General features: G+C 41.0%; 22 protein-coding genes and 2 pseudogenes. 20 read left to right on the forward strand and 4 right to left on the reverse strand.

What is annotated here, in order from left to right:
- From P8O16_RS04075 to P8O16_RS04125, 11 genes and pseudogenes are all read left to right on the forward strand, one after another.
- Positions 1–96 (forward strand): annotated as a pseudogene (locus P8O16_RS04075) (IS1595 family transposase); the annotation flags it as partial.
- 70 nt (positions 97–166) lie between these two features.
- Positions 167–325, forward strand: a pseudogene (locus tag P8O16_RS04080) (50S ribosomal protein L19); the annotation flags it as partial.
- Between the two features lie 93 nt (positions 326–418).
- Entirely contained in the window at positions 419–697 is a 279-nt protein-coding gene (locus tag P8O16_RS04085) for a hypothetical protein (protein ID WP_300311135.1), read from the forward strand.
- 164 nt (positions 698–861) lie between these two features.
- The gene (gene gltX, locus P8O16_RS04090) at positions 862–2,400 is read left to right on the forward strand and encodes a glutamate--tRNA ligase (RefSeq protein WP_300311137.1); all 1,539 of its coding nucleotides are present in this window, start codon (positions 862–864) and stop codon (positions 2,398–2,400) included.
- A gap of 4 nt (positions 2,401–2,404) precedes the next feature.
- On the forward strand, positions 2,405–2,614 hold the full coding sequence (locus P8O16_RS04095; RefSeq protein WP_300311139.1) for a hypothetical protein: 210 nt from the start codon (positions 2,405–2,407) through the stop codon (positions 2,612–2,614).
- A gap of 81 nt (positions 2,615–2,695) precedes the next feature.
- Entirely contained in the window at positions 2,696–5,287 is a 2,592-nt protein-coding gene (locus P8O16_RS04100) for a carboxypeptidase regulatory-like domain-containing protein (RefSeq protein ID WP_300311141.1), read from the forward strand.
- Between the two features lie 47 nt (positions 5,288–5,334).
- Positions 5,335–8,109, forward strand: coding sequence for a carboxypeptidase-like regulatory domain-containing protein (locus P8O16_RS04105; RefSeq protein WP_300311143.1), 2,775 nt, complete (start codon positions 5,335–5,337; stop codon positions 8,107–8,109).
- Positions 8,099–8,824 (forward strand): outer membrane beta-barrel protein, encoded by a 726-nt coding sequence (locus P8O16_RS04110; protein ID WP_300311145.1) that lies wholly within the window; start codon positions 8,099–8,101, stop codon positions 8,822–8,824. Before P8O16_RS04105 ends, P8O16_RS04110 begins: the two co-directional genes overlap by 11 nt.
- A 114-nt stretch (positions 8,825–8,938) precedes the next feature.
- A complete protein-coding gene (locus tag P8O16_RS04115; protein ID WP_300311147.1) occupies positions 8,939–9,433 on the forward strand; it encodes an RNA polymerase sigma factor in 495 nt (164 codons plus the stop codon).
- A complete protein-coding gene (locus P8O16_RS04120) occupies positions 9,423–9,734 on the forward strand; it encodes a hypothetical protein (RefSeq protein ID WP_300311149.1) in 312 nt (103 codons plus the stop codon). Before P8O16_RS04115 ends, P8O16_RS04120 begins: the two co-directional genes overlap by 11 nt.
- Before the next feature lie 11 nt (positions 9,735–9,745).
- Positions 9,746–10,474, forward strand: a complete 729-nt coding sequence (locus P8O16_RS04125) for a periplasmic heavy metal sensor (protein ID WP_300311151.1) — start codon at positions 9,746–9,748, stop codon at positions 10,472–10,474.
- Between the two features lie 311 nt (positions 10,475–10,785).
- On the opposite strand, the gene P8O16_RS04130 is transcribed toward P8O16_RS04125, so the two are convergent.
- Positions 10,786–12,468, reverse strand: a complete 1,683-nt coding sequence (locus P8O16_RS04130; RefSeq protein WP_300311152.1) for a DUF885 family protein — start codon at positions 12,466–12,468, stop codon at positions 10,786–10,788.
- A gap of 157 nt (positions 12,469–12,625) precedes the next feature.
- Here P8O16_RS04130 and P8O16_RS04135 point away from each other — a divergent pair, with 157 nt between their 5' ends.
- Positions 12,626–13,042, forward strand: a complete 417-nt coding sequence (locus tag P8O16_RS04135; protein WP_300311154.1) for a GxxExxY protein — start codon at positions 12,626–12,628, stop codon at positions 13,040–13,042.
- 78 nt (positions 13,043–13,120) lie between these two features.
- On the opposite strand, the gene P8O16_RS04140 is transcribed toward P8O16_RS04135, so the two are convergent.
- Positions 13,121–14,365 (reverse strand): VOC family protein, encoded by a 1,245-nt coding sequence (locus P8O16_RS04140; protein ID WP_300311156.1) that lies wholly within the window; start codon positions 14,363–14,365, stop codon positions 13,121–13,123.
- Positions 14,366–14,400: 35 nt separating this feature from the next.
- Here P8O16_RS04140 and P8O16_RS04145 point away from each other — a divergent pair, with 35 nt between their 5' ends.
- From P8O16_RS04145 to P8O16_RS04155, 3 genes are read left to right on the forward strand one after another with little or no spacing between them, the layout of a single operon-like run.
- Positions 14,401–14,613 (forward strand): hypothetical protein, encoded by a 213-nt coding sequence (locus P8O16_RS04145; RefSeq protein WP_300311158.1) that lies wholly within the window; start codon positions 14,401–14,403, stop codon positions 14,611–14,613.
- Position 14,614: 1 nt separating this feature from the next.
- On the forward strand, positions 14,615–15,502 hold the full coding sequence (locus P8O16_RS04150; RefSeq protein ID WP_300311160.1) for an ABC transporter ATP-binding protein: 888 nt from the start codon (positions 14,615–14,617) through the stop codon (positions 15,500–15,502).
- A 7-nt stretch (positions 15,503–15,509) separates the two neighbouring features.
- A complete protein-coding gene (locus tag P8O16_RS04155; protein WP_300311162.1) occupies positions 15,510–19,154 on the forward strand; it encodes a M1 family aminopeptidase in 3,645 nt (1,214 codons plus the stop codon).
- Between the two features lie 54 nt (positions 19,155–19,208).
- On the opposite strand, the gene P8O16_RS04160 is transcribed toward P8O16_RS04155, so the two are convergent.
- A complete protein-coding gene (locus tag P8O16_RS04160) occupies positions 19,209–19,379 on the reverse strand; it encodes a hypothetical protein (RefSeq protein ID WP_300311164.1) in 171 nt (56 codons plus the stop codon).
- A gap of 509 nt (positions 19,380–19,888) precedes the next feature.
- Here P8O16_RS04160 and P8O16_RS04165 point away from each other — a divergent pair.
- The 5 genes from P8O16_RS04165 to P8O16_RS04185 all read left to right on the forward strand — a co-directional run bounded on the left by P8O16_RS04165 (position 19,889) and on the right by P8O16_RS04185 (position 24,763).
- The gene (locus P8O16_RS04165) at positions 19,889–20,611 is read left to right on the forward strand and encodes a DUF5715 family protein (protein WP_300311166.1); all 723 of its coding nucleotides are present in this window, start codon (positions 19,889–19,891) and stop codon (positions 20,609–20,611) included.
- A 178-nt stretch (positions 20,612–20,789) separates the two neighbouring features.
- A complete protein-coding gene (locus P8O16_RS04170) occupies positions 20,790–21,314 on the forward strand; it encodes a hypothetical protein (protein WP_300311168.1) in 525 nt (174 codons plus the stop codon).
- Between the two features lie 170 nt (positions 21,315–21,484).
- Positions 21,485–22,342 carry an alpha/beta hydrolase gene (locus tag P8O16_RS04175; protein WP_300311170.1) on the forward strand — a complete coding sequence of 286 codons (858 nt, stop codon included), beginning with the start codon at positions 21,485–21,487 and terminating at the stop codon, positions 22,340–22,342.
- Positions 22,343–22,637: 295 nt separating this feature from the next.
- Positions 22,638–23,354: a VIT family protein gene (locus P8O16_RS04180; protein WP_300311172.1), complete on the forward strand. Its 717-nt coding sequence runs from the start codon at positions 22,638–22,640 to the stop codon at positions 23,352–23,354.
- 461 nt (positions 23,355–23,815) lie between these two features.
- Complete coding sequence (locus P8O16_RS04185) at positions 23,816–24,763, forward strand: FAD-dependent oxidoreductase (RefSeq protein ID WP_300311174.1); 948 nt, start codon at positions 23,816–23,818, stop codon at positions 24,761–24,763.
- 47 nt (positions 24,764–24,810) lie between these two features.
- Here the strand turns inward: P8O16_RS04185 and P8O16_RS04190 are convergent, their stop codons facing one another.
- The gene (locus tag P8O16_RS04190; protein WP_300311176.1) at positions 24,811–25,809 is read right to left on the reverse strand and encodes a hypothetical protein; all 999 of its coding nucleotides are present in this window, start codon (positions 25,807–25,809) and stop codon (positions 24,811–24,813) included.
- Positions 25,810–25,958: the final 149 nt, after the last annotated feature.

Here is a 25,958-nt window from a genome sequence, read left to right on the forward strand (position 1 = left end):
CGAATTAATCGCTCCCAGAACAAAGACACCATCTTCAATAATCTAATCATCAGAATGGTAAAAGCAGATAAAATGTATATCTCAAATATGATATGATGTTAAGCGGACACCTCTATATATATATATAAATCGCAAACTTTTAAAAAAAGGTTATAAGATTCATTTTGGAATCGGTGTAGAGCGTATCCTCCCTATCATCTCTCCAGCGATCGAGCAAATCGATCTATTAAGACAAGGTAAAGTAAGAAGAGCTCGTCTATTCTACCTAAGAGGACGTCAGGGTAAAGCTGCACGTATCAAGGAAAAAATCAGAGTGAGAAAGTAAGATTTCACACGCTTGAAATCAAAAAGGAACCTAGCAATGGGTTCCTTTTCTGGTTTTTGATACTAACTTAAAGCTCAATAAACTTATTTAAGGATGGAAACTGTAAACTTTGATCCCGGCCTAGCACTAGGAAAAGTTGCACTCAAAATTATTCAACTCTTTTTGGCTTTCTGCGTGGCAGTTTTTGGTGGATTGACTTACCTCGCCTACCAGGGTGGACTTAATGACTGGGTTATTCAATTCAACTTTTCTTTTTGGAAATATCAACCTGAACCAGGCTCTATCTTCTGGTCTACGTTAGTTTTCGGAGCAGCTACGGGCATTTGTCTGACCGCATTTTTCCTTTCCAGATGGCTGGAAAAAAAGATCTGAATTCAAATTATCAAATTGAAGTTTTACTAAATCCAGATTTTTTATAGTTTTTAGGCTCAATTTATCAACATCCCCTTCTCTTAGCCTTACCGGACAATTTCCTATCTTTGCCCCCTGATCCAAGATTAATAAAGCCAATTCAGTTTTGGCTAATGAGATAAAACATGACGAAAGAAGTTCGCTTAAGATTTGCCCCATCACCTACAGGGCCATTACACATCGGCGGGGTGAGAACCGCCCTATACAATTACCTCTTTGCAAAAAAAATGGGAGGAAAATTCCTCCTACGAATTGAAGATACCGATCAAAATCGATTTGTGCCTGGAGCGGAAGAGTACATCAAAGATTCCTTGGAATGGTTGGGAATCACCTTTGACGAAAGCCCTTGGAAACCAGGAGACTCTGCTCCTTATCGACAGTCAGAGCGGAAAGCAAGCTACATGCAGTATGCGCTGGATCTAGTAGAAAAAGGTCATGCCTATTATGCATTTGATACTTCAGATGAATTGGAAGCCATGCGTGAGCGATTGACTGCTGCCCGTATGGTACAACCTCAATACAACAGCATTACCAGAACTCAAATGAAAAACTCGCTTACACTTCCTGAGGATGAGGTGAAAGCAAGATTGGAATCCGGTGAGCCGTATGTCATTCGTGTAAAAATTCCCAGAAAAGAGGAAGTACGATTAAATGACATGATTCGAGGATGGATCATGGTTCACTCCTCTACACTGGATGACAAAGTATTGATGAAATCAGACGGGATGCCTACCTACCACCTGGCGAATATTGTAGACGATCACTTAATGCGAATCACCCACGTGATTCGTGGTGAAGAGTGGCTTCCGTCCGCCCCACTTCACGTATTGTTGTATAAGTTTTTTGGCTGGGAAGATACCATGCCTGAATTTGCACACTTACCGCTATTACTAAAGCCTGATGGGAACGGTAAACTCTCCAAGCGGGATGGAGACAAATTGGGATTCCCGGTTTTTCCGATCAATTGGATCAATCAGGAAACAGGTGAAACTGCTGCAGGATTCCGGGAGCAGGGTTATTTACCAGATGCTTTTTTGAATTTCTTGGCTTTCTTGGGATGGAATCCCGGAGATGATCGAGAAATTTTCTCTCTTGAAGAATTGATAGAGGCCTTTTCGATCGAACGAATTGGAAAGGCAGGTACAAAATTCGATATCGCAAAAGCCAAATGGTTCAATGAGCAGTATATAAGAGCCATGTCAACAACCGAGTTGGCGGATTTTCTAATAGCAGATGCAAAGGCTGAAGGAGTTGAAGTTTCTAGAGAAAAGGCAGAAGCAATTGTCCAACTGACAAAAGATCGGGTTACTTTTCCAGCTGATTTTTGGAGTCAGAATAAATTTATCCTTCAGAAGTTGGAAGCTTTTGATCAAGCTATTGCATCCAAAAAATGGAATCAGGAGGCAGTAAAAGTGTTGACCGCCTATGCTGGTGAATTAGATCAGTTTGATGGCACTTTTGATGCTGGATCTGCGAAAAGTCTTTTGGAAGCAACTGCAGAAGCACAAGGAATCAAGCTAGGAAAAGTCATGCAAGCAGTTCGCCTGTCAGTAACTGGTTCGGGCGTCGGTCCGGATTTAATGGAAGTTTTTGCGATTTTAGGCACAAAAGAAGTAGCCAATCGGATCAGATTTGCGTTAGACACCTTAGAAATAATCGACTAATCATATGACGAAGAAGAAAAAAACGGAAGCAGATCCCAAAGTTCATGAGGAATTGAAGGGATTCAAAATGCAAATCAATTCCTTCGGCGAGATTTCATCTTCCTTCCCAATTGATAAAATCAATGAGTTTCTCAACAAGAATGTTGAAGATAAAAAGTTGAAAGATCGGGATGATTTGGATGAGTCAAAAAAAGGCAAAAAACCAAAATCTTAATTTATTTGAAAATTTAAAATTAAAAGCTCCGTTATGGGGCTTTTTTTATTATTTTGATAAACAAATCAGTATTTCAAAAACATGCGTATTATTTTTTTTTCATTGCTCTTCCTCCTTTTGTCAGAAACTTTGTCAAACGCACAATCCAGTGACTTCAGTGGGAATATTGTTGACGAAATTACTGGTGATCCAGTCGCAGGAGCTCATATTTTTGTGCCTAGTACCAGTTACCAAGCTTATACAGATAGCTCTGGGAACTTTATTATGCCAGAAATGCCATTGGGATTTTGGCAGATAAAATTCTTTCATCCAAATTTTCATTCGAGCACGGCCGACATTATCATCGAAAAGTCTCAAACAAATCAAAACTATCAGTTAAGGCCTTTGACTGATTTCGCTCCAATTCCACAAGAACTATCCAAAAAGAAAAGAGAAAAATACACCGAGCTTTTCATAAAAGTATTTCTAGGGTTAAAGGATAATGATAGCCCGGTTCTATTAGTCAACCCTGAAGTTTTACTTTTTGAGGAAACGGGAAAGAAAGTAAAAGTCTCTGCTTCTGAAGCTATATTCTTTAGAAATTTAGAATCAGGTTACCTGGTGACTAGCTATTTTGAGCCATTTCATTTAAATGAAAGTAAGGTGAGTCTTAAAGCAGATTATACTTACTTTGAAATTGAACAACTTACATCTCAGGCTAAGCAAGCAACTCGGTCGACTCAAATGGCTCTATTTGAAAATTCGATAGAGAATCAAATGGTCCGCTTGCTTTCTGGCGAAACAGCTAATTTTAATCCAGAGCCTCAACCCAAGGTTTACTATGGAGACAACCCCGGAGAATACAAACTGATCTTTACCAATCCTACCCAGCTTACTTTACCCAATTCCAAAAAAGTCACTTTTTCATATTCTGGTGAATATGTTTCGGTCAAGTCAAATGGTGCGTTAGTCCATCCGGAAGAACTCCAAATCTCAGGAGAAATTGAAGAGAAAAGCCCAGTTCTTCTTCTCCCTAGCAATTTTGAAGGAGAAAAAATCATTCGGCTGAAAAATCTCGAAAGGACAGCCGAGGGGATGCAGGAGCGAATATATCTCCATACTGACAGAGGATATTATTGGCAAAATGAGCCTATTTTTTTCAAGGCATATATTCGATATGGAGATGTAGCTTTTGCAGATGAGTTGAGCAAAGTCTTGCATGTAGAGCTGCTGGATGATGCTGGAAAATTAATTTTTCATCGGGTATTTCGAATCGAAAATGGTTTATCTCAGGGTGTTTTGGAACCTAAAGATATGCTGAATCAAGGCAACTATGTGCTCAAAGCCTACACCGCATGGAGCACAAATTATGGAGAGGATGGGGTGTTTTTCCAACCCCTTCAAATCATTGGTTTAGAGAATTTTCCTCCTTCAAGAACTTTGAAAGATATTTCACAGGGTGTTTCATTTTTTTCAGACAAACAAAACTATGGCCCAAATGAGGAAGTAGGCATCAATATCATGGTAAGAGATGACAAGGGAAACCCGATTAATGCTAATCTGTCCGTAGCTGTGTTAGATTTAAATCAGACCCAACCATCTTCCGAACCACAAGGTATAATGGAAGCCTTGGAATTGAAGAAACCTGACTTATCTAGTAAAAATTTTCTAATCGATAGTGAATTTGGTTTTAGTCTTATAGGAAAAATTTATGATCAAGATGGAAAACCTATTCGGGGGTCTGCCGAATTGCTTCTAAATGGGCTAGAAGACCGAGTACAAACAGCCACTGGATCTGATGATGGTGCATTCATGCTATCGGATAGGCAGTTTGAAGGTTCGTTTGAGATAGCAATGAAAGCGACCCCCAGAGATGGAAATGTTCGGAGTTCTAAAAGTCTTGAAATCAAGCGCTTTGGTGAGGAAATAAAAATCCCAGAATTTGAGTATCCAAAAACCATTTTAGCTGAAAACACTTTTCTGTCAAAACAAGAAATTATTTCCGGAATGCAAGGCGGCGAGGTATTGATGGAAGAGGCCGTAATCGAATCCACTCGGGAAAGAAAAGAAGGGCCAGTACCATATGGAACACCAGATAATATCGTGGATCCATCCGAACTACAATTAAATGGTGATTCCCAGCAGTTCCTTTTTCTATTAGCCTCAAAAATTCCCGGAATGCAAGTAGGGGGAACTCCAACCGCTGTAAAATTCCGAGGCGGGGAACCACTAGTAATGATTAATGGCATTCCTGCAGCTCTCGCCGGCACGCCTGTGATCGATGTGTTAGCACGGATCAACGTATTTGCTATAGACCGTGTCGAAGTGATACGGAGATTAGTCCCTACGCTTGGTGACCAAGGTAGAAATGGCGTGATATCGATCTTCACTAAAACAGGGAAAGAATATGAAGAAGCAATTATGGCTAACATGAATTCATTCCAATCCTTTTCTATTGAAGGATTTCCCAAAAAGGAATGGCTGCTTGAGAAAATCAAAAAAGCCACTGATACCAATCAAACTCAGCGACCAGTTCTATATTGGAACCCAAATCTAATCAGCACAGAAAACACGCTTAGTCAAAAAATCCTGTTTACCACAGGAAATCAAGCTGGACCAATATGGTTGGAGATTAAAGGAATTACAAATTTTGGTGAACCCGTCTATGGACATTTTGTTTTGAATGTAAAATAATTGAGTCTTTTACTTTTGAAAACAAGGCACTCAGTATATTTATTAATATGAAAAAACTATTTCTCTCTCTAGTATTATTTTTAGAAATATCCCTTTTGGTTTCAGCGCAAACCGTAACAATCACCGGGGTGGTCACCGATGCTGAAACTGGTGAGACTCTCCCCTATTGCAATGTCTTTATCAATAATACCACTATTGCTACTGTCACTGATTTGGATGGAAAATATACCATCTCAGGATTAGAACCGGGACCTGTGGAGATTGGCTTCTCTTTCTTGGGCTACGAAGCTATAACCAAGAATGTAACCCTGAATCCAGGAGGAACAACGACGGTCAATCACAACATGAACCCCTTTGCTCAAGAGCTTTCAGATGTAGAAATCAAAGCTTCAAGGGATAAATCCTGGGAAAGAGACCTTCGGAAATTTCAGAACTTATTTCTCGGAAATGATGAAGTAGCAGCACTATCCAGTATCGAAAATCCTTGGGTCATTGACTTTGCCGAAGGCGAGGATAAAAATTCTTTTTTGGCGTCAGCCTATGCCCCGATTGAAATCATTAATAAATACTTGGGCTATAAAATCAATTTTGATTTAAAGGAATTTTACAACTCACCCACTAATTACCGTATCGTAGGCGCAGCAAGATTTGAAGAAATGGTACCCGATTCTGAAACCCAACGTGCCGGATGGGAGCAAAACAGAGCTTTGGTCTATCAAAAATCTCCGATGAATATGTTTCGGGCAATGATCAAAGGGGAACAGGAGAAAGAAGGATTCTACCTCTATGGAGACAAACCGGGAGGATCACCAAGTATGAACATGCGGACAGATGTTTTTGCAAATGAGCTTGGGAAGTCTGTAGTGGCATACAAACCCGAAAACCTGATCAGTCCAGCTGATAAACCCGGAGAATACCTCATTAATATGAAGGGTAGGATTGAGATTCATTATCAAAAAGGTTATTCGCAAGTCAATACTTATGTGGATGCTCCTTACCCTGTTTCTTGGTTGGAAGTGAACAAATCCATAGTAAGAGTTCGCGAAAATGGAATGGTACTCAATCCACAGGAATTGGTCTTTTCAGGAGATATGGACAGAAAGCGGATTTCAACGCTTTTGCCTTTGGATTACGATGCAGAAAAAGCAATCCAGCTCCAAAATTTGGAGCGAACAGCTGCTAATTTTCAGGAAAAAATCTACGTTCATACCGACAAACCCTACTATTACGCTGGCGACCAGTTGTATTTCAAAGCTTATTTCAACTATGGGAACCCCTATCTAAGAGACGAATTGAGTAAGGTGCTACATGTAGAAATAATCAATGGTGATCGAGATTTTATTGTAGAAAAAAAGTTTAAAATCATGAATGGAATCGTAGTTGGCGATTTCAGATTACCAGATACGCTAAGCCAGGAAAAATATTACCTCAGAGCCTACACCAACTGGAACAGAAACTATGGGCCGAATCATTATTTCACAACAGCAATTCGTGTTTTGACTCCTTATCAAAGAGTTGTGGAAAGTGAAAAAGCATCTTTCCCAGGTATGGACCGTGTGAAAATCCTTTCGGATAAGCCTCAATATGGACCAAAGGAAAAAGTCACCTTAACGATCCAAGCGAGAAATGAAAGAAATCTTCCTGTTCAGGCAACGCTCTCGGTATCAGCTCTCGATCAAAATCAAATCATCCCAATCCGTGAATCGAAATCCATTCAAAAAGAATTGGCTTTAGAAAAAATCCCGGAAACCATGGGGCTGGATCGCTTTTCCTACGAAGTGGAAAAAAACTTAAATCAGAAGGGAATCATCTACGATGAAAAAGGTAAACCTACTTCTGGACAGGTGGTGATCTTTGTCAATGATTTTGAGGGAATGTTGGAGATGGAGACCAACCGGGATGGGGAATTTGCCATGCAGGAAATGGAATTTTATGGCAAGATGGATTTGGCGATCCAGGCAACTGACCGTAAAGGAAAACCAGTTTCAAATGTAGAATTGGTTGAGCCGCTTAAAGCTCCGGTTGCTTTACCGGCTGGCGCATATTTTCCAGAAGTAAAAACCGTAGCAGATCCCATTCGGTCTTTGGGAATGGACCCAGAATATCAGGAGTTAGATTCGGTGACTGTCGAGGAAAAAGGAACTCCAAAAACGCCTAAGGCAATTTATGGAACCCCAAGCTACGTCGTCAAAGGAGACAAATTACTCGGAACTGGCAATACCACAGACTTGGTAAATAGCCTTGCAGGAAACGTACCTGGGATGCGGGTGACCGTAGAAGGCTCCAGCGGAAGACAGCAAATCCGAATTCGATCAGGCGCCACTTCAGTATCAGGGAGTATGGAACCAATCGTCATGCTCAATGGAAGTATGATGGTCACCACAGGAAGTACAACTGCATCAGACAATTTGAAGAGCATTAACCCATTTGATGTAGATCGAGTAGAAATCGTATCAAGAACGGTATCCATGCTGGGCGATGATGGTCGAAACGGTGTAATTGCAGTTTATTTGAAAAACTTTGATCCAAACGCTCCGCAGATTGGGGAAGCCAAATCGACAGGTTTTAGAGAATTTGAAATCGAAGGGTTCCAGCCGACATCTTCTTTTTATCAAATGGACTATTCTCAAGAAACAGATCAAAGCTTAAAGGATCTCCGACAGACCTTGTATTGGAATCCCTACCTGGTAAATGATGACTCTGGGAATGTTACAATTTCGTTTTATACCAATGAAACAGGAGGACCCATAACCATCCATGTTCGCGGCTTGGGACTTGACGGTTTACCGGTATCCGGAAGCATCACGATCAATGCTAAATAAACCCAATCCCTCAGATAAATTATTACTTTTGGACATGCGATTGATTGGTATTTTCATTCTTTTATTGACTTCAATGTCGGCTAGCTTTGCCCAAACCAGCATTGGAATCCGAGGTGGGTACACGACTTCTTCTTATAGCTATCGTTCTACGCCGGGATCAAGAGCGAGTTCTGTGCCAGGCATTGGGAGGCAGACATTTGCCTTAGTGTTTGAGCATTTCAATTCGAAAAATGCTGGAATTGAGGCTAATCTTCAGTACCTGAGTATTGGATTTGCAGAAGAGAATGGGGTGGATGATCCTATCTTGATCAATGAAACTGAATTCAATTATTTGAAAATGCCTTTGGTTTCCAGTTTTTTTATAGGAAAGTCCGGACGCTTTCAAATCAAAATTGGTCCTCATTTCGGCTATTTATTAAACGCTCAGGATCTTCGAAGGGAATTTGAAAATTCAAATTCCACCATTCTTCCTACTTACGGAGGTGAGGACGATCAACCTAAAAAGTTGATGTATGGAATCACCGCAGGTGCAGGTATTTCCAAACTTTTCGGAAAAAGCACCCTAGCGGGAGAAGTCCGTTTTGCATACGATTTCACCAATCCTGAGAATCTGGACCGAGTATTCGAAATGTCCTCTACCAATCTGGAATTTACTTTGGCCTATCTTTTCCAGGTTAAAAAATTAAAACAGAAGGCAGTGGACAGTGGGCAGTAGACAGTGGGCAGAGCACTCAGATCGAAGTAAGTTTTCAGACTTCTGACTTTATATTTCAGAATTTTTTAAAAGACTTGTCCTATATTTTACTTTTTCTCCGACATATAGCTGTAAATGAATCGAACCTCACTTCAACAACTGCTCGAGTCCCACCATCGGGAAGCCTATATCTGGGCAAGGCAGTGTTGCGGTTTTGATTCTGAATTGGCTAAAGATGTACTCCAACTCACTTACTTGAAAATCTTGGAGGGAAAAGCAAAACTTAATGATGCTGCAAAAGCAAAGACTTGGCTTTTTTCCATCATCCGATATACTGCGGTAGATGAGCTCCGAAAAGGCGGGAGAATGCTCCCATTAGCTGAAGATCATGAGTTGATCGATCTTCCGGAGGAAGTTGATTATACCGATTACGATGCGATCATCAAATTGCTTCCAAGTATGCAGCAGCAAGTGATTTTGATGGTGTTTTATCATCAGATGACCATAGAACAAAGTGCAGAAGTGCTACAGATCCAACTCGGCACGGCCCGAACGCACTATGCCAGAGGCAAGAAAAAATTAAAAGAATTGATTTTAAAATCACAAACAGAAGCGAACCATGGAAAATGACGAATTGATCAAAAGCTTCTTTGAGGACATGCGAACCAAAGATCAAAATCTGGAAATTCCTGAATTCCCCAAGCCAAAAACCCGCTCCATTAATTGGATCATTCCAGTTGGAATAGCCGCGAGTTTATTTCTGGCAGGATTCCTCTTCTTTGAAAAAGAACCTGTGTCGGAAACTCCTGCCGAAGTGATCATAATCACCCTAGAGGAGGGCCCAAATGATGAACAGCAATTCAAAATCAAAGAAAGCTCCTACTTGGATACCTGGGAGTCTGGTACCTCCTCCTTGTTAACCGAATTCTAAACCAACATCTTATGAAACATTTACTGCTTATCGCGCTCCTGCTCTGCTCCACTCTAACTTTTGCTCAGGACATCTATCAGAAAAATCTGTATTCCGCAGACCGGATCATGGAGAACAGAGAGAAACTTGGACTAACTGATGCACAAGCTGCGAAAATCAAGAAAATACATACCGATAACGCAAGTGATTTCAGTACGTTGAAGTGGGATCTGGATGCAGCAACAGCCCGTTTGAAATCTATGCTTGAGGAATCGAAAATCGATCCTGTTTTAGTCAATAAGCAAATGGATGAAGTACTCCGATTAGAGGGGCAGCTGAAGAAAAAGCAACTAAATACACTAGTGGCGATCAAAAATGAGTTGACAAGTCCACAGCAAAAAATGTTGGAGTACGAAAGGGTCAAAGGTTTAGCAGGAACAGGGACTTTTTTTGCAAAACCCACTCCCAGCCCCCTAGGAACTAGCAATATTCGAATAGGTCAGCCAGCATACGGTTTCGAGCCTAAAGTCACTATCGAAGCAGAAAATGGTAACCCAGATACTACACCACTTTACATCATCAAAACTAAAGATGGGGAAGTAGAGAAAACTGATCTCAAGGATATCAATCCCAATGATATCGAATCCATTAGTGTAATAAAAGGCCCTACTGCTACATTTGAATATGGTGACAAAGGAAAAAATGGAGTAATCATCATCACTTTGAAAAAGAACAGCAAATACTACTTACAGAAAAAATAACTATGGTTTAAATCTAAAAAAGGAAGCTCAAATGGGCTTCCTTTTTTTTTGACACTAACTCTTTCTGAATTCCTTCCAGGTTTTCCAAGCGTAGTAAAAAACCAACCAGAAAACCGCAATTATAAATGCGAACTGGATGCCCACAAAAAGAAGATATCCGATAGTTTCCAAACTTGTCATACTCATTTATTTTTTGAATTAGGAATTTAGTGTTTTTTCTTTGATGAGCAATTAGGCTTCTTATTTCTAGTCACGACGCTGCGAGAAATCAAAACCCACCACCATCTCCGACTTGGTCCACCGAAAAAACCTCAATCCAAAAACCTCCAGCTGGCCTTATGATCTTTCTTAAGTGGTTTCCCAGTTACTTTCGCTCGTAAAATCTCCACTGGCATGGTATTCTGAGTCAGAATCAAATCATGAAATTCCTTCTCTCCCATTTTCCCTGAATCGACCATTTCCGCCCGCATCGCATAAAACTCCAAAGCGCCAATCATATAAGCAATCTGGTAAAGCGGTCCATAGCTTCCCTCAAAAGAACGTCGAACCTCAGCTTCCGCATTCGCTCGCTCATGCCCTACTTTGTCCACCAAAAGATCGATACATTCTTGTGGAGTCATATTTCCTAGATGATAATTCAACGAGAATATGATTCGTGCACAGCGGTGCATTCTCCAGAAAAGCATCCCCACTTTATCCTTGGCATCCCTCGGAAAATCCCGATCCCACAACACAAATTCCCAATACAGTGCCCAGCCTTCTGTCCAGAATGGCGTACGGAATATTCGACGATGCGTCATGTAGCGTTGGTTCATAAACTGTTGCAAGTGATGTCCCGGAATCAATTCATGCTGCACGGTCGCTCTCGAGAAATGTGGGTTATTTCCACGCATGGACATCATTTTGTCCTCAAAACTCATCTCCGTGGTCGGATAAGCAATCTGAATCACTTCCCCTCCTAGAAAGAAGGGACTCACCCGCTGACGCTCTGCCGAAATCATAATGGTTCTCCAAGTCTCTTTTGCCAAAGGAGGCACGGTTACTAGGTCGTTAGACTCCACATAATCCGTCGCTTCCTCTGCCAATCGAATCACCTCTGCTGGCCATTCTCCTTCTGGCAGATAGGTTTCCTTGACCATTTCCAAAGCAGCTTTCCAATCATTTCCGAAGCCCAACTCATTCGAAGCTTTGAGCATTTCCTTCTCGCACCAAGCAAACTGTTTTTCAGCTTCCTTGATCAATTCCTCCGGAGAATAAGCAATCATTTCAAATGCCAATTGGTTTTCTAAAGCTTCCCTACCGATTGGTCTTCCTATAATTCCACTTCCATCGTCTTTTACCGAATTGGTATAATGCTCACGCAAGCCTTTGGCATAGGCTTTCATTGATGCGTCTAGCTTTTTCCAAGAGGCAGGCATCCACCAAGTAAACTCAGGATCATAATCATAGTAATAGCTATAGGCCTCAGCAGTTACTTTATTCAAGGATTCAACCCCCTGCGCAGCAAGATCGGCTTTCTGCCAGCTGGTATATTTCGATTGAGCGGGTAAAGCTTTGAGCTGCTGATCGATTTGCAAAGCCACCTGATTCCAACTCGCAGCCAAGTCCTGTGCCTTAGGCCTCACGGCTCTTCTTCTTCCTTTTACAAACTCTTCCAAAGGAGGAGCAAAAGCTAAAACAGAAGAAATCTCTCCGAAAGCCCTTTTATCTAAGTCTAATTCCGCGAGTTCCTTTTCTAAATAGTTGCGAAAAAGCACATAATCGATCTTTCCGTCTTCGGAAAATGAATCATAATTATAGAATTGCAAAGACTTCATATACTCTTGGTTGAAGCGTTGCATCCGCTGAAAATACTCCGCTGAAAGGGGATTCGAGTATAAGCGACGCAAAGCGCCATAATCCGCCTGATAGGTGTTGATCAGTTGCACCAGCTCAGTGGCTTGCGCCAAAAAACCGGTAAAAACAAAAAGGATTACAAATAGAGTTTTTTTCATGACAGGAAGCCGCTTGGTGGTTTGTGCTCTAAAATACTAATTAAACCAAATAGTCACATTTTTAAATTAAACCACATAGTCACATAGAAAACATAGTTTTTAGATTATTATAGAAGAGGTATGAAAGTGATTTTCTTACTAACTTTTAAAGAAAACAATGATTCCATCTAAGAAAGCGCTAGATAATCTATCCTACAAGATTATGGGAGCCGCAATTGAAGTACATAGGCATTTAGGTCCAGGTCTATTAGAGAGCGTTTACCAAAAATGCTTGGCAATAGAATTTAAAAATCAAGAAATTATTTTCCGTCAAGAATTAAAAGTCCCTCTGGAATACAAAGGACAAAGGATAGACACTGAATTTAGATGTGATTTTCTTGTAGAGGAGATGATTGTTGTGGAGCTTAAATCGGTTTCGGAATTATTACCAATTCACCAAGCTCAAGTAATCAACTATATAAACCTTCTTAAGGTCCCAAAAGGGCTTTTGATAAATTTCAATGTTGGTAATGTTTTCCATCAAGGCCAAAAAACCTTTGTAAATAAATATTATGACGCTCTAGACCCATTTTAAAGGGATTGAGTTTAGAGTTAATTAGCTAAGCTATGTGACCTATGTGGCTATGTGGTTTTATTAAAAAGTATTTTACGGTTAAAATAATCGAAATACATACCCTCCCAGATCCTTGAACGTTCCAGTCATCCGAGTCGAGTCTTTTGAGGTTTTATTCAAGTATTCTTCCCAGCCTTTTGAATCTTCTAAATCAAATTTCACCTCTACCAGTTTCTCCTCAGAAAAACTATTCATCCCACGCTTTTCATCCACCAATCCCAAATAGCTGTTTTGTGATGCCTTATAGATCTTGGCCCAGCCTTGATCCGCGGACAACTCCAATCCCAGCTTTTCGGTTACAAAGTTCTCCATCGGAAGCATGTCTTTGTAGTACAACCAGGTAATGCTTGCATAAAAATTAAACTCAGCGCCCAAATTCGTCGCTTGTGGCGTGAGTCCTTTCAGCTCAGGAATAAATCGCTCATTCTCGGGATGCATTCGGAACATTTCAAATTCCAACAAATAGCCCTCTGGATCTACCGCAACAAAACCATCATGAGCTCCATCTGGCTTGACCTTTAAGGTATATTTGATTTCAACTTTTTCGTCTTGAAGATGCGTATACCAAGCTTCCAGATTATCTGTCAAAAGTGCTAAGGCAACCGACTTGTCTTCCTTGCCAGTATAGGCACTTCCTCCCATACTTCTCAAAACCAACTTCGAATCTCCTGCAATTTGAAAAGTTGCAGAATGATCATCTTCGGCAATCATTTTCAAGCCTAGTGTCTTTCCATAAAATAGCTTAGCCGCAGGCAAATCTTTGTAAAACCAACTCAATTCTTGCCCTTTAATTCCAAAGTCTTCCAAATCCCTGAACTCCGAATTTTGCGCCAGCAAGTCATTGATTCGGGAAGCTGGGTAGCCGAGGAGTCTACCAAAAGCTCTGGAAATGGCTTCTTTCTTAGCGCCAGAATAAGCTCCTTTTACAGCCAATTCATTTGCCTCGGCTTTTAGTAATTGATAAGCATCAAGACTTTTCCCTTTGTATAAAATCAGCACTTCCTTTCCCTCCACCACAGCCGAATCAAATAGACTTGTTCCAATCAATGCAGGCTCTCTGAAAATCTCAATTTCATATTTCTCGGCCAAGCGCTTTGCCTCCGGCAGAAACAAATCGAGCTCAGCCGAACTCATAGGCTCACTAAGCGCGATAGGTTTTACCCCTGCTTGGACCATTTCTGCAAAAGATTCCAACTGCCCTGACTCTCTTAGAAAATCCATTTTGGTACAAGAGGAAACAGCAAAAATGAAGAGAAGTAGTACTAGGGGAGTTGAGCTTTTCATAAAAGGAAGGATTCTAATTGAGTTCAAAGATAAGATTGAAGTTGCAGGAGTTTATTGAACCAGCGATTAAAAAAACCAAGCAAGAGCAACTTCCTAGTATAAATCCGCATCTAACAGTTGAAATAGAATTTGCTACCAACTTAAAAGTGACATTAAAATCATTTTCTTATATTCAAAGTGCTAAGAGTCAAAGTGATTCTAATTTTTCAAGAAAATCCAAACCACCATCATCTTTAAAAACCTCTTAAAATGGAACTAATCATCAAAAATCTTTCAAAAACTTATGCCAATGGCGTTAAGGCTTTGAATGACATTTCTTTAACTATTCCACAGGGAATGTTCGGCTTACTCGGACCAAACGGAGCAGGAAAATCAACACTCATGCGAACCATAGCAACCCTCCAGGATCCGGATTCTGGGACCATTTTTTTGGATGATATCAATGTCATCGAGAATAAGCAAGCCGTACGCGAACGCCTAGGGTATTTGCCACAGGATTTTGGACTTTATCCGCGGATCAATGCAGAAGTGATGCTGGATCACATCGCACAGATGAAAGGAATTGGAAGCAAAAGCGAGCGAAAAGCCCTCGTGGAAAACCTGCTTCAAAAAGTAAATCTTTACTCCCATCGAAAGAAAGGGCTCGGGACTTATTCAGGCGGAATGCGCCAGCGATTCGGGATAGCCCAGGCTTTGGTTGGAAATCCTTCTTTAATTATTGTTGATGAGCCAACTGCTGGATTGGATCCATCTGAGCGAAACCGATTCTATAATTTGCTCTCTGAAATCGGAGAAAATACCATTGTGATTCTTTCCACTCATATCGTAGAAGATGTGAATACCCTCTGCTCCAACATGGCGATTATCTGCCAAGGGGAGGTGCTCATGCAAGGAAAGCCGGCAGATGGGATTGCCTCGGTCAACGGGAAAATCTATAAGAAATCCATCGAGAAATCTGATTTGGGAATCTACAGAGAAAAGTATTCTGTGATCTCCACCAAACTTTTGGAAGGCAAGCTCAGCTTACGAATTGAAAGTGAAGAAAATCCTGGTGATGGATTCGTGCCAGTTCCGGCAGATCTGGAGGATGTTTACTTCAGCCATATTTCTAAGAAAGTAGATCCTATCACCATATAAGCCTGCTATGTTTTTAGATATATTCATTTTTGAACTGAAATATAGATTCAGTCGCCCGGCGACTTATATCTATTTTGGGATGCTGCTAATCGTACCCTTACTGTTGGTAGGATTTGGTAATACCCCAGCCTCGGAGAAGGTTTATCACAATGCTCCAATTGTGATCGCTAACCTTCAGTTATTGATTTCAATTTTCGGAATTTTGATTGCATCGGCTGTGATGGGAGTTCCCATCTACCGAGATCTAGAGCATAAAACAGGCACCTTCCTCTTTAGCTATCCGATTTCAAAGTTTGCCTACTTTATGGGAAGATTCTGGGGTTCCTTTGTGACCCTAATGTTTATCTCTTTCGGTAGCATTGTGGGATTTTATTTAGGGACGCTTCTCGGGCCTCTCTTTGGTACAGATGCGCTCCGTTACGGTCCAAATGTGCTGATGAATTACTTGCATCCTTGGATCACACTTTCCATTCCTAACCTTTGGTTGGCAGGTTCGCTGTTCTTTGCCTTGATTGTTTTTACCCGAAATATCAAATCCATCTATTCCGGGGGAATTGTGGTGTTCATCATTTACCTCTTGGCCAATTTTCTGGCGCAGGATATCGAAAACAAGAACTTGGTAGAAATTATGGATCCTTTTGGGATCAATACCTTCAATTTCCAAACGCGCTACTTGACTCCTTATGAGCAGAATAGTTTTATCCTTCCTATTGCTGGAAATCTCTTGATCAATCGACTTCTATGGATTGGGATTGGATTTATCTTTTTCATTGCCGCTTACATGCGATTTAGCTTTACCTATTTCTTCCAAACACAACAGAAAAAGTCAAAAGCTGAGAAAGAAGAAGCGAGCACTCCAATGCTTCAAAAAGTAATTGCAAAATCAAGCTTTGCCGGAAATTACCAATGGAACAGCTTCAAAACGCTTTCCAAAATCGAGTTCCAAAATATCTTCAAGGACATCTACTTCAAGTCGATCTTACTCGGAGGATTAGTGTTTTTGATTCTGGATTTTTGGATTGGAAATACACTCTATAGTGTTCCAAATTTCCCCTCCACTTCCTTTTTGATGGAGTACAAGACCTTTGATTACAATCTCTTTGTATTTATTATCATTGTGTTTTTTACCGGAGAGAGTTTACACCGAGATAAGTCTTCAGGCTATTCGGTCATCAATGATACCTTTCCTGTAAAGGACGGTACTGTAATCGCCTCAAAGTTTGCCGGAATGGCATTTATCTGTTTGATGCTGGCTACTATTCCAATTATTGTAGGATTGGCAGTGCAGACACTGAAAGGCTATTTCAATTATGATATCGGGGTTTACCTTGTCGATAGCTATTTGATTTCCCTTCCTGATTACCTCCAAATGGTGATGCTGGTATTTGCTGTCCACTTAGTGGTGAATAACAAATTTGCGGGCCATGCTGCTGCCATCGGAATTTGGCTGGTGATGATCGTTTTCCGTGATTTCGCAGGATATAATTTCAATATGTTCTTTTTCTCCTACAAGCCCGGCTACCGTTGGAGTGATATGAATGGCTTGGGACATTTTGGAGAACCTTTATTCTGGTTTAATCTTTACTGGACTGCGATCGGCCTATTCCTGATTCTTTTCTTCAGCATATTCTATAGCAGAGGCACAGAGAATTCCTTCAAAAACACCTGGAAAACTGCTAAAAGCAGAATGACCCAAAAAACCTCTATTGCGGCATATGTCTTCTTAATTATAGGTTTTGCTGCAGGAGCCTATATTTTCAATTCGGTCGTGTATGAAAATGGATTCATCACAGGCGACGAAGGGGAACTACGACAAGTGGCCTATGAAAAGCAGCTGAAGCAATATGAATTTATGCCTCAACCAAAAGTCACGAAAGTGAATCTCAAAGCGGATCTCTATCCAATGGAGCGAGATGCCTATTTCGAAGCGGAAGTTCAAATGGTTAACAAAACCAATGAACCCATCGACTCGGTGCATTTCAACAGCACGAGCTTAACGGATTTTGAGATTCTTTATCAAGGGGAACCGCTAGCCTACCGCTTTCCACTAGTCTATGATGCTCCCAAATTCCAGATTTTTGGGAAAAAGCCAAATCGTGAATGGTATAAAATAACCGCTTTACCTCAGACGATGATGCCAGGCGATACACTGAATCTTGTGGTCAAAAGCAAAGTCATCAATGATGGTTTCCCAAATTCCGGCTTCGGACGTGAGCTCGTGTACAATGGAAGCTTTATTGCTGGCGGAATGCCAGAGATTGGCTATTCTGCTGACGGGGAACTGAGCAGCGACGAGAAGCGCCGAGAATATGAACTTCCTGAAAAGCCTGAGGATCTTCCTCCACATGATGATCCTTATGGAAGAAACACACTCTTATTCGCTGATGAAGCAGATTTGATTCAGTTTGAGGCGACAGTAAGTACCATCCCAAGCCAGATTGCCATCGCCCCAGGTTACTTACAGAAAGAATGGATCGAAGGCGATCGCCGCTACTTCCATTACATTCAAGACACTCCAATTCAGGCTTTCTTCTCGGTTCTTTCTGCCGAGTATGAAGTGCTTCGAGACAAGACCACCTTGCCGTCCGGAAAGGAAATCGACATCGAAATCTATTACCAAAAAGGACATGAGTACAACTTGGATCGCTTTGTCAGTTCCTACAAAGACGGCTTGACCTACTTCTCTGAAACCTACGGTGATTTCCAATTCAGACAGATGCGGATCTTGGAATTCCCACGCTATGCCGGTTTTGCACAGTCTTTTCCGAATACGGTTCCCTTTGCAGAAAGCTTCGGTTGGGTGGCAGACTTCTCCGACCCGAATAGCTTTGACTACGTGTATTACGTGACTGCGCATGAGCTGGCACACCAGTGGTGGGGACATCAGATCACGCCAAACTATACACGGGGATCGAATTTGACTTCCGAAGCTTTGGCAGAATTCTCAGCCTTGATTCTTTCGGAACGCAAATACGGCAAAGAGAATATGAAACGATTCCTGAAGGACGAACTGGATGATTATCTCAGTGGTCGATCGAATGAAGGCAAAAAGGAAAATGTCTTTATCAACTGTAACCGTCCCTATCAGTGGTACAATAAAGGAAGTTTGATTCTTTATGGACTTCGTGACCTGATCGGTGCAGATGCGATGGACTCGGCGCTATATAATTTCAACAAGGAATTCGGATTACGTCAGGCTCCACCATTCCCAGGAAGTTCGGATCTCTATCGACACTTGGCAGCGAAGACTCCCGACAGCTTGATGTATTATTTGGATGATACCTGGAATAAGATCACACTTTATGATAATAAAGCTCAAGAGGTAAATGCCACGAAAATCGCCGATGGAGAATATGATGTGACGATCAAGTTTAGCTCTCAGAAATTATATGCAGATGGCTCCGGGATGGAAAGCAATGCCACTTACGATGGTGACTATATTGATATTGGGATCTTTGCCGCGGATGACAAAGATGAGCAAGGAAAAGATCGCGTAAATACGCTGTACTTGCAGAAATACAAAATCAAGCCCGGTGAAAACACGTTAACCATTAGAGTCAAAGGCGAACCGGCAAAAGCAGGCATTGATCCGCTTAATAAGCTGATTGATCGACTCCCGGATGACAATACAGTGACGGTGGAAATCGAGTAATAAAAAAAGCCATGTTCAATCAATGTTGAACATGGCTTTTTCTTTTGGCTTGGTTTATCTTTTTTTCCTAAGGATTGCCACTAAAACAAGAATAAATACTGCGGCTCCTACTATCCAAACCCAAGTCTGTTCATACCATTCAGGTTTACCGATATTTATATCAATATCAAGTCCACCATTCTGAGCATAAGTAGTTAAGCTTACAGACATTGCTAGAAAAAACATGAATATATTTTGCGAGTACTTGATCAGTTGATTTTTCATGGTTGTTTATTTAGATCTAAGAAAACCAAACCAAATGCCTTGATTGACAAATCTTAAGTCAAAAGCCAATAAAACACACACAATCTATTGATTATCTATTATTTAGATCTATCCCGGTTTAGATTTTAGGAAAATTCAGAGCGCTAACAATTTATAAAACCACAAAATAATCACCCTAAATGGGGAATATAATCCACGGGAATTTGAAATCCCCCATCTTGGGAAGTCTGGAATTTGACTAGACGTAATCCCGTACCGTAGTCGGGAATTATTACATCTTTAAAGGAGTTTATACTAATTATTTTTCCACTAGCCGCAGTAAAATCAGACTCTACTGATACTACCCTTACCATCAGCACTTAAGCTCCTTTTCCCTAAAAAGTTGCCATTTAGAAAGCTAATTTGTTTCGTTTGAACCAGTCCTTATCCTTAAATTGGGAATCAAACTGACAAACGCATTCCATTTTCGAATGAAGAAAACCACCCTCATTCTAGTCTTCTCCTTTTTTGCCCTTTTTTCAATTGGTAGCCTGGCCATGGTGAATTACAAGCCGGAACTTAAAAAACAATTAAAAGAAACTTATGGCAGCCTACTGGAATATAACAAGGAACCCAAAGCTCCTGAACCAGTAGAGCCTTTACCGGAAGAAACTTTTGCCGTCACCGACTTAAAGGTCTTTAAAGGAAGGCTTAGCAAAGATGCTTACGAGGACCACCTACAAGCTGCGGAGCTAAAAGGAATTGGCCTAATAGAGGATGAAAAAAGACTTTTTCAACTGGTAGAAAAAGGGGATTTGGTGGAAGCAAACTCAGGAGTAGGATACCATGTGGACGACCTCACTCATAGCCATCCCTACATCACCAAAGCTTCCAAAAAAGTCCTGGAGGAGCTTGGCAAAACCTTTCAGGCCCTTGCTGGGGGAGAGAACTTTTTTACTGTTACCTCCGTCACGCGCACTGAAGAACAACAAAAGAAACTGAGCCGGAGAAATCGAAATGCGACTGCCGGAGAAAGTTCTCATTCTTTTGGAGTTTCATTTGATATCTCCTATATCAGATTCAATGGAATAAAGGCCTACGATCAAAAGGCTATCAAACAATTGGAAACCGTACTCAATCACTTCCAACAGACTGGCAAAATTTACGTCATCAAGGAAAGAAAGCAGAGTTGCTATCACATAACGGTAAGGTGAGAGCCGGGACGGGAAATTAGCCAGACCGATTTATTCTTCCGAAAGAAGATTTAGCAAAGATTAGTATTGGAGAAATTAGCTAAGAGCAGATGATATGCTATATCTAATATGAGGTAGATATTGTTATAGGTCTCATCAGCGATTATTTTACTTGTTATATTTTGGCAAAAGTCAAAACATGAACCTCCTAAAAGAAGAAAAGAAATTCTGGCAACGCCATTTTCGTATCGAAAAATTAGAAGATATCCCTAAAAATTGGAGTGGGTATACCTCAATAGATTCTGAAAATGATGATATTTTTTTATATTTTCTATCCTTACGTGTTTCATCGATTTTGGAGATTCATCTAAAAGAAACACTAGTTACGGATGAAGGCGTAAAGCACATCTGTGCGTTCAAGGATTTGAAAATACTCTATTTGAGAAAACACAAAGAAGTCACCAAAAAAAGCATTCCGTATTTCAACCAAATGAAATCATTGGAAAGTTTGAATATCACTAAAACCAAAATCACGCTAGCAGATCTATCTGAACTGTTGGATAATCAAAGCCTGAAAGAAGTGTTTTTATCCTCCGCAGAATCTGATGAAAACTTGCTTGAAAAAGCATTTGTGCTAAAAGAACGCATGCCCAATTGTAATATATATTTAGACACGAGTTTTGTGACAGACACAAGCGGAGAATCTATTGATCCTATTTTTTAAAACTAATACGTGTTTTCATGTTACAGATAAGAACTTGAAAATGTGGCGTTTCCTTATTAAATAGCTCTTTTAAAGCAATAAAGATGCTTAAACCCGGATCGATAGCTCCGGAAATAGGGAGAATCACCAGAAACCATAACAGTAACCAATTCAGCAGCAAATCAAGGCCTATGAACTCAAAAGATTGGTATTCAGATGGGAAAACAGAATTGATCCTTGATCACAAGGTTTTCTTCAAACGAGCTGGAAAAGGAGAATCACTTGTTTGCATCCATGGATTCCCTTCATCTTCTTGGGACTTTGAGGCTATATGGCCATCCTTGACTGAGCAATTTGATGTCTTGGCTAGTGACTTAATTGGGCTTGGAAAGTCGGCTAAACCGCAGCAGCCTTTACCAATCAGTTTGCAGGCTGATATAATAGAAGGATTAGCCATAAAGTCTGGAATCAAAGCTGCTCATCTATTCGCTCATGACCTAGGGGATACGGTTGCGCAGGAACTTTTAGCTCGCCAATATGAAAAGTCATCCAAAATAAACTGGTTGTCATGTGTATTTATGAATGGAGGCTTATTTCCAGAAACTCATCGTGCGCTATTCATTCAAAAGTTGTTATTGTCTCCTCTCGGACCCTTAATAGTTAAATTGATGTCTGAAAAGTCACTAAAAAAGAGTATGACTAAAATTTTCAGCAAAGCTCATCCACCAACAGAGGAATTCATCCATGAGACCTGGAAATTAACTTCGGAAAATAACGGTTTATCCATGTTGCCGAGACTTATTCAATACATGGAGGAACGAAGAATATACCGGGAGCGGTGGGTTACGCCAATGGAAAATGCAGTGGTTCCAATACGATTGATCAACGGAATAGAAGACCCTATTTCGGGTAAACATGCGGCAGCACGCTTTGATGAAGTGGTTCCCAATGCAGATATTGTCCTGCTGGAAAATTCCGGACATTACCCCCATGTGGAAACTCCGAAAGAAGTTTTAAAGGCTTTTTTTGAATTTCATGATCTGCTGTAAATAAAAGCTACTGTAAACTTTTCTTGATTATCCGCAATGCTACCACAAGCCTTATTTTCTTTGCTTTTCTAGACGGATGTCGGATGACCGGTGACCGATGCGAACCAAATTCAGGTCTTACCCTAATTTTATAGGGGCTATCCCTATCAACTGGTGAAAAAGCGGAGAAACATAAAACAATTTTTACAAAAGCAGGGCTAGATGATAAGACGTCGGTCTTGATTGGGCTTTTTTTCAGAAATACCATTTGAGATTTTTTTAGCGATATTGGTAATACCATTAAAACCCGCAAAAGATGAATGACAACGCACCACAAGTAGATCCCTATTTAGCAAACCACTACATCCATCGAAGCAATTGGTTGAGAGCTGCAGTTCTTGGAGCAAATGATGGGATTTTATCTACCGCCAGTCTGGCCATTGGGGTTGCTGCTGCCAGCGATTTAAGAGATCCGATTGTCTTAGCAACCTTAGCAGGATTAGTGGCCGGAGCCTTATCTATGGCCGCGGGAGAATACGTCTCGGTAAGCTCTCAAACTGATGTGGAGAAGGCCGACATTCAACGGGAGAAAATAGAATTAAAAGAAATGCCAGCACTCGAATTACAACGGTTGGCAGAGATCTACGAGAAAAGAGGCCTCAAAAAAGAGACTGCGTTGACTGTGGCAAAAGAACTTACCGCAAATGATGCATTGGGCGCCCATATTCGGGATGAATTAGGACTCAATGAAGTTAGCCAAGCCAAACCAATTCAGGCAGCCATCGCTTCAGGCGCGGCCTTCAGCGTAGGCGGATTACTTCCATTTTTGGTCACCCTCTTTCTCCCCTTGAAAGGCATGGAATATTCACTTTATGGATTTGCTCTATTTTTCTTGATCATTTTAGGGGCTTTGGCGGCTAAAACCGGTGGCTCACCAATAGGAAAAGCGATCCTCCGAATTACATTTTGGGGGACAGTTGCCATGGGATTGACGGCCTTAGTTGGCCATGCATTCCATGTGAATGTGGGTTAAGAAAAAGATTTATATGATTATCCGCAAAGATGCCAGTAGGCTTATTTTCTTTGTTTTACTGGATGGAAGACCGATGACGGATGACCGAAGTGGCCTAGAACCTAGAGTTTAGCTGATTATTTACTGCTTTAAGATCTTTACTGGCAAAAAAGCGGATATACATAAAGATTTAAATATGAAATCGAGCATGTCACAAGCGGCACACAGTGGTATGATTATTAGCTTCGGCGAGATTCCTCCCGCTAAATATCGGGATGACCTATAAAAATCAAATTATATTCATATGAAATCGAGCATGTCGGAATCGACACACACGGGGATGATTGTAACCTATGCGAGATTCCATGTGGCCAAATAGAAAAATTATAAACACATGAAATGCCCATGAGAATGTCTTCTCACACAGGGGGATGATTTTCAAGGGCATTCCATCTGACCGGTAAAAATCAAAATATAAACAGATGAAATCAGTGACAGTCGTAGGTTCTGGAATTATAGGCTTGACCACGGCGAGAAGTCTTCAGGAAGCTGGGTTTCAGGTCAAGCTTATCGCCAAGGAAAAATTTGCAAAAACCCTTTCCAGCAAGGTTGGGGCAATCTGGTTTCCCTTTGAAATCGCACCCAAAGAAAAGACAAATAGCTGGGCTGCAATGGCCTTTTCCCGATACCAAGAGGAAATCAACCCCGAAAATGGCGTGACTTTTATCCCCTTCATCAATGCCTATACTTCCGAATCCAATAACGATTGGGTCAAGCAATTGCCAGCGGGGTCAGTGCAAGAAGTCGAAAAGGCTAAACTTCCAGATGGAATGGAGCAAGGGTTAATTGCTGAAGTTCCTTTGGTTGAGCCTCGTTTATATTTACCTCATTTATTTGAAGACTTTCTGGTACATGGAGGTACATTCCATCAGGCTGGGATTTCTTCTTTAGCAGAATTGGCAGCACTGGATCAGTTTGTGGTGAACTGCACCGGTCTTGGGGCAAAGGAAATTTGTCAGGATGAGGAGTTATACCCTATTCGTGGTCAGATTTTACGCTGCACAAAATTGAAAGAACAATCTTTTGCTGACCCCACCAAAAAAGGAGCACTCATTTATTTGATTAATCGAAGCGGGGATACGGTAATCGGCGGAACGGATTATGAAAATGACTGGAATGAAAAGGAAGACCTAAGCGATACTGAGCTCATTTTGGATCGGCTGAAAAAATCCGGAATCTCGCAAGTCCCCGAAATTTTAGAAGTGTTGGTCGGACTTCGTCCAAAGCGAAGCTCCGTTCGATTTGAGTTTGATCCGGATTTCCCCAATGTTTTTCATAATTATGGACATGGCGGAGCAGGATTCACGGTGGCTTGGGGATGCGCTTTGGAATTGGCTGAAATTATAAAAAAAGAAGCGCTAAGAACCTGATCTGTTTCCAAACAAACCAGCACCTTAGCGCTTTCGAAGTCTCTGAATTAATTCAGGCTGGCGATAAAATTATCCACCACCAAGCTCAAATATTCATTGAGCGCTTGTTGAGTTTTCTCCTTGAAAGCCGCAGGGTCAGCTTTTACCTGATGAGAAACTTCCAGCTCCTTGTTATTGGTATATGAAACACCGGCATAAGTCGTATTATAGCTCCGGTCTGGCGTCACATATTCCTTAAATTTCTTCTCCTCCATTACTCCTGGAATTTCTACTCCCCCTTTTGGGCTATAGGATAAAATAATATTTGCGCCAGCTCCATTCATACCGCCTTTCCAAACGATTCGTGCCACCACGGGAGAGACTTCTATTTTAGAGCCAAAAACCCCCTCAGCAGACTTTGCGATAGCAGATTCTGGCAATTGATAATTGACCACACCCTTCATTTTGGTCGCATCAGTAACATAAGAACTGTTACCCTCAATGGTCACAAATTGGAAACTGATGTTGGCTTCAAAAACTGGGATATCACCCATTTCTTTCGAAAGCTTAGGCGTAGTATCCAAAAAAGTACCTTTGGTTTTTCCTTTATTGTCAATCTTCTTAACATAATAATCAAATCCAGCAGGCACTGTAGAAACATAGCCAATCAATTGAGCCTTTGAAGGAGTACCTCCAGTCATTTTGGTCCAGTCGCTGTAAAATTCAGTTTTACCAGCCTCATCTGAACCTACAATTTCAATTCCCGCATCTTGGAGTTTTTTCACCACCATCGCATAGGCATTATTTGTGATTTCCTGCATGACGTCAATTTCCACTCCAACCATCCCAACAGCCATTTCAGCTCTTGTTTTACCTCCGGCACTAGCTTCTGAGCTAGCGGCAACCAATTGGTAATTCACGGAGAACTGATTGAGGTAAATTTTCTTTGGAGCATCCTTCAATTTTTTTTCACCGTAGCTATTGTCGCTAATATTTTTATCTGTCACGATTTGTGCCTGCGCCAAAGTGCAGACTAAGAAGGCAAGGATTAATAAATAGTTTTTCATATGATTATAATTTGTTTTTTAAAGACCATCCAGATAGCTATCAGGGACATCGGGACATCCCAATGTGTGACGTTCTTGTCATGCTCGATTTCATAGTCGAGATTTTTTTATTACAAATAACTCTCTTTCAACATCTTGTTTCAATAAGG

Source organism: Algoriphagus sp. (assembly GCF_029254265.1).
Classification (GTDB): Bacteria; Bacteroidota; Bacteroidia; order Cytophagales; family Cyclobacteriaceae; genus Algoriphagus.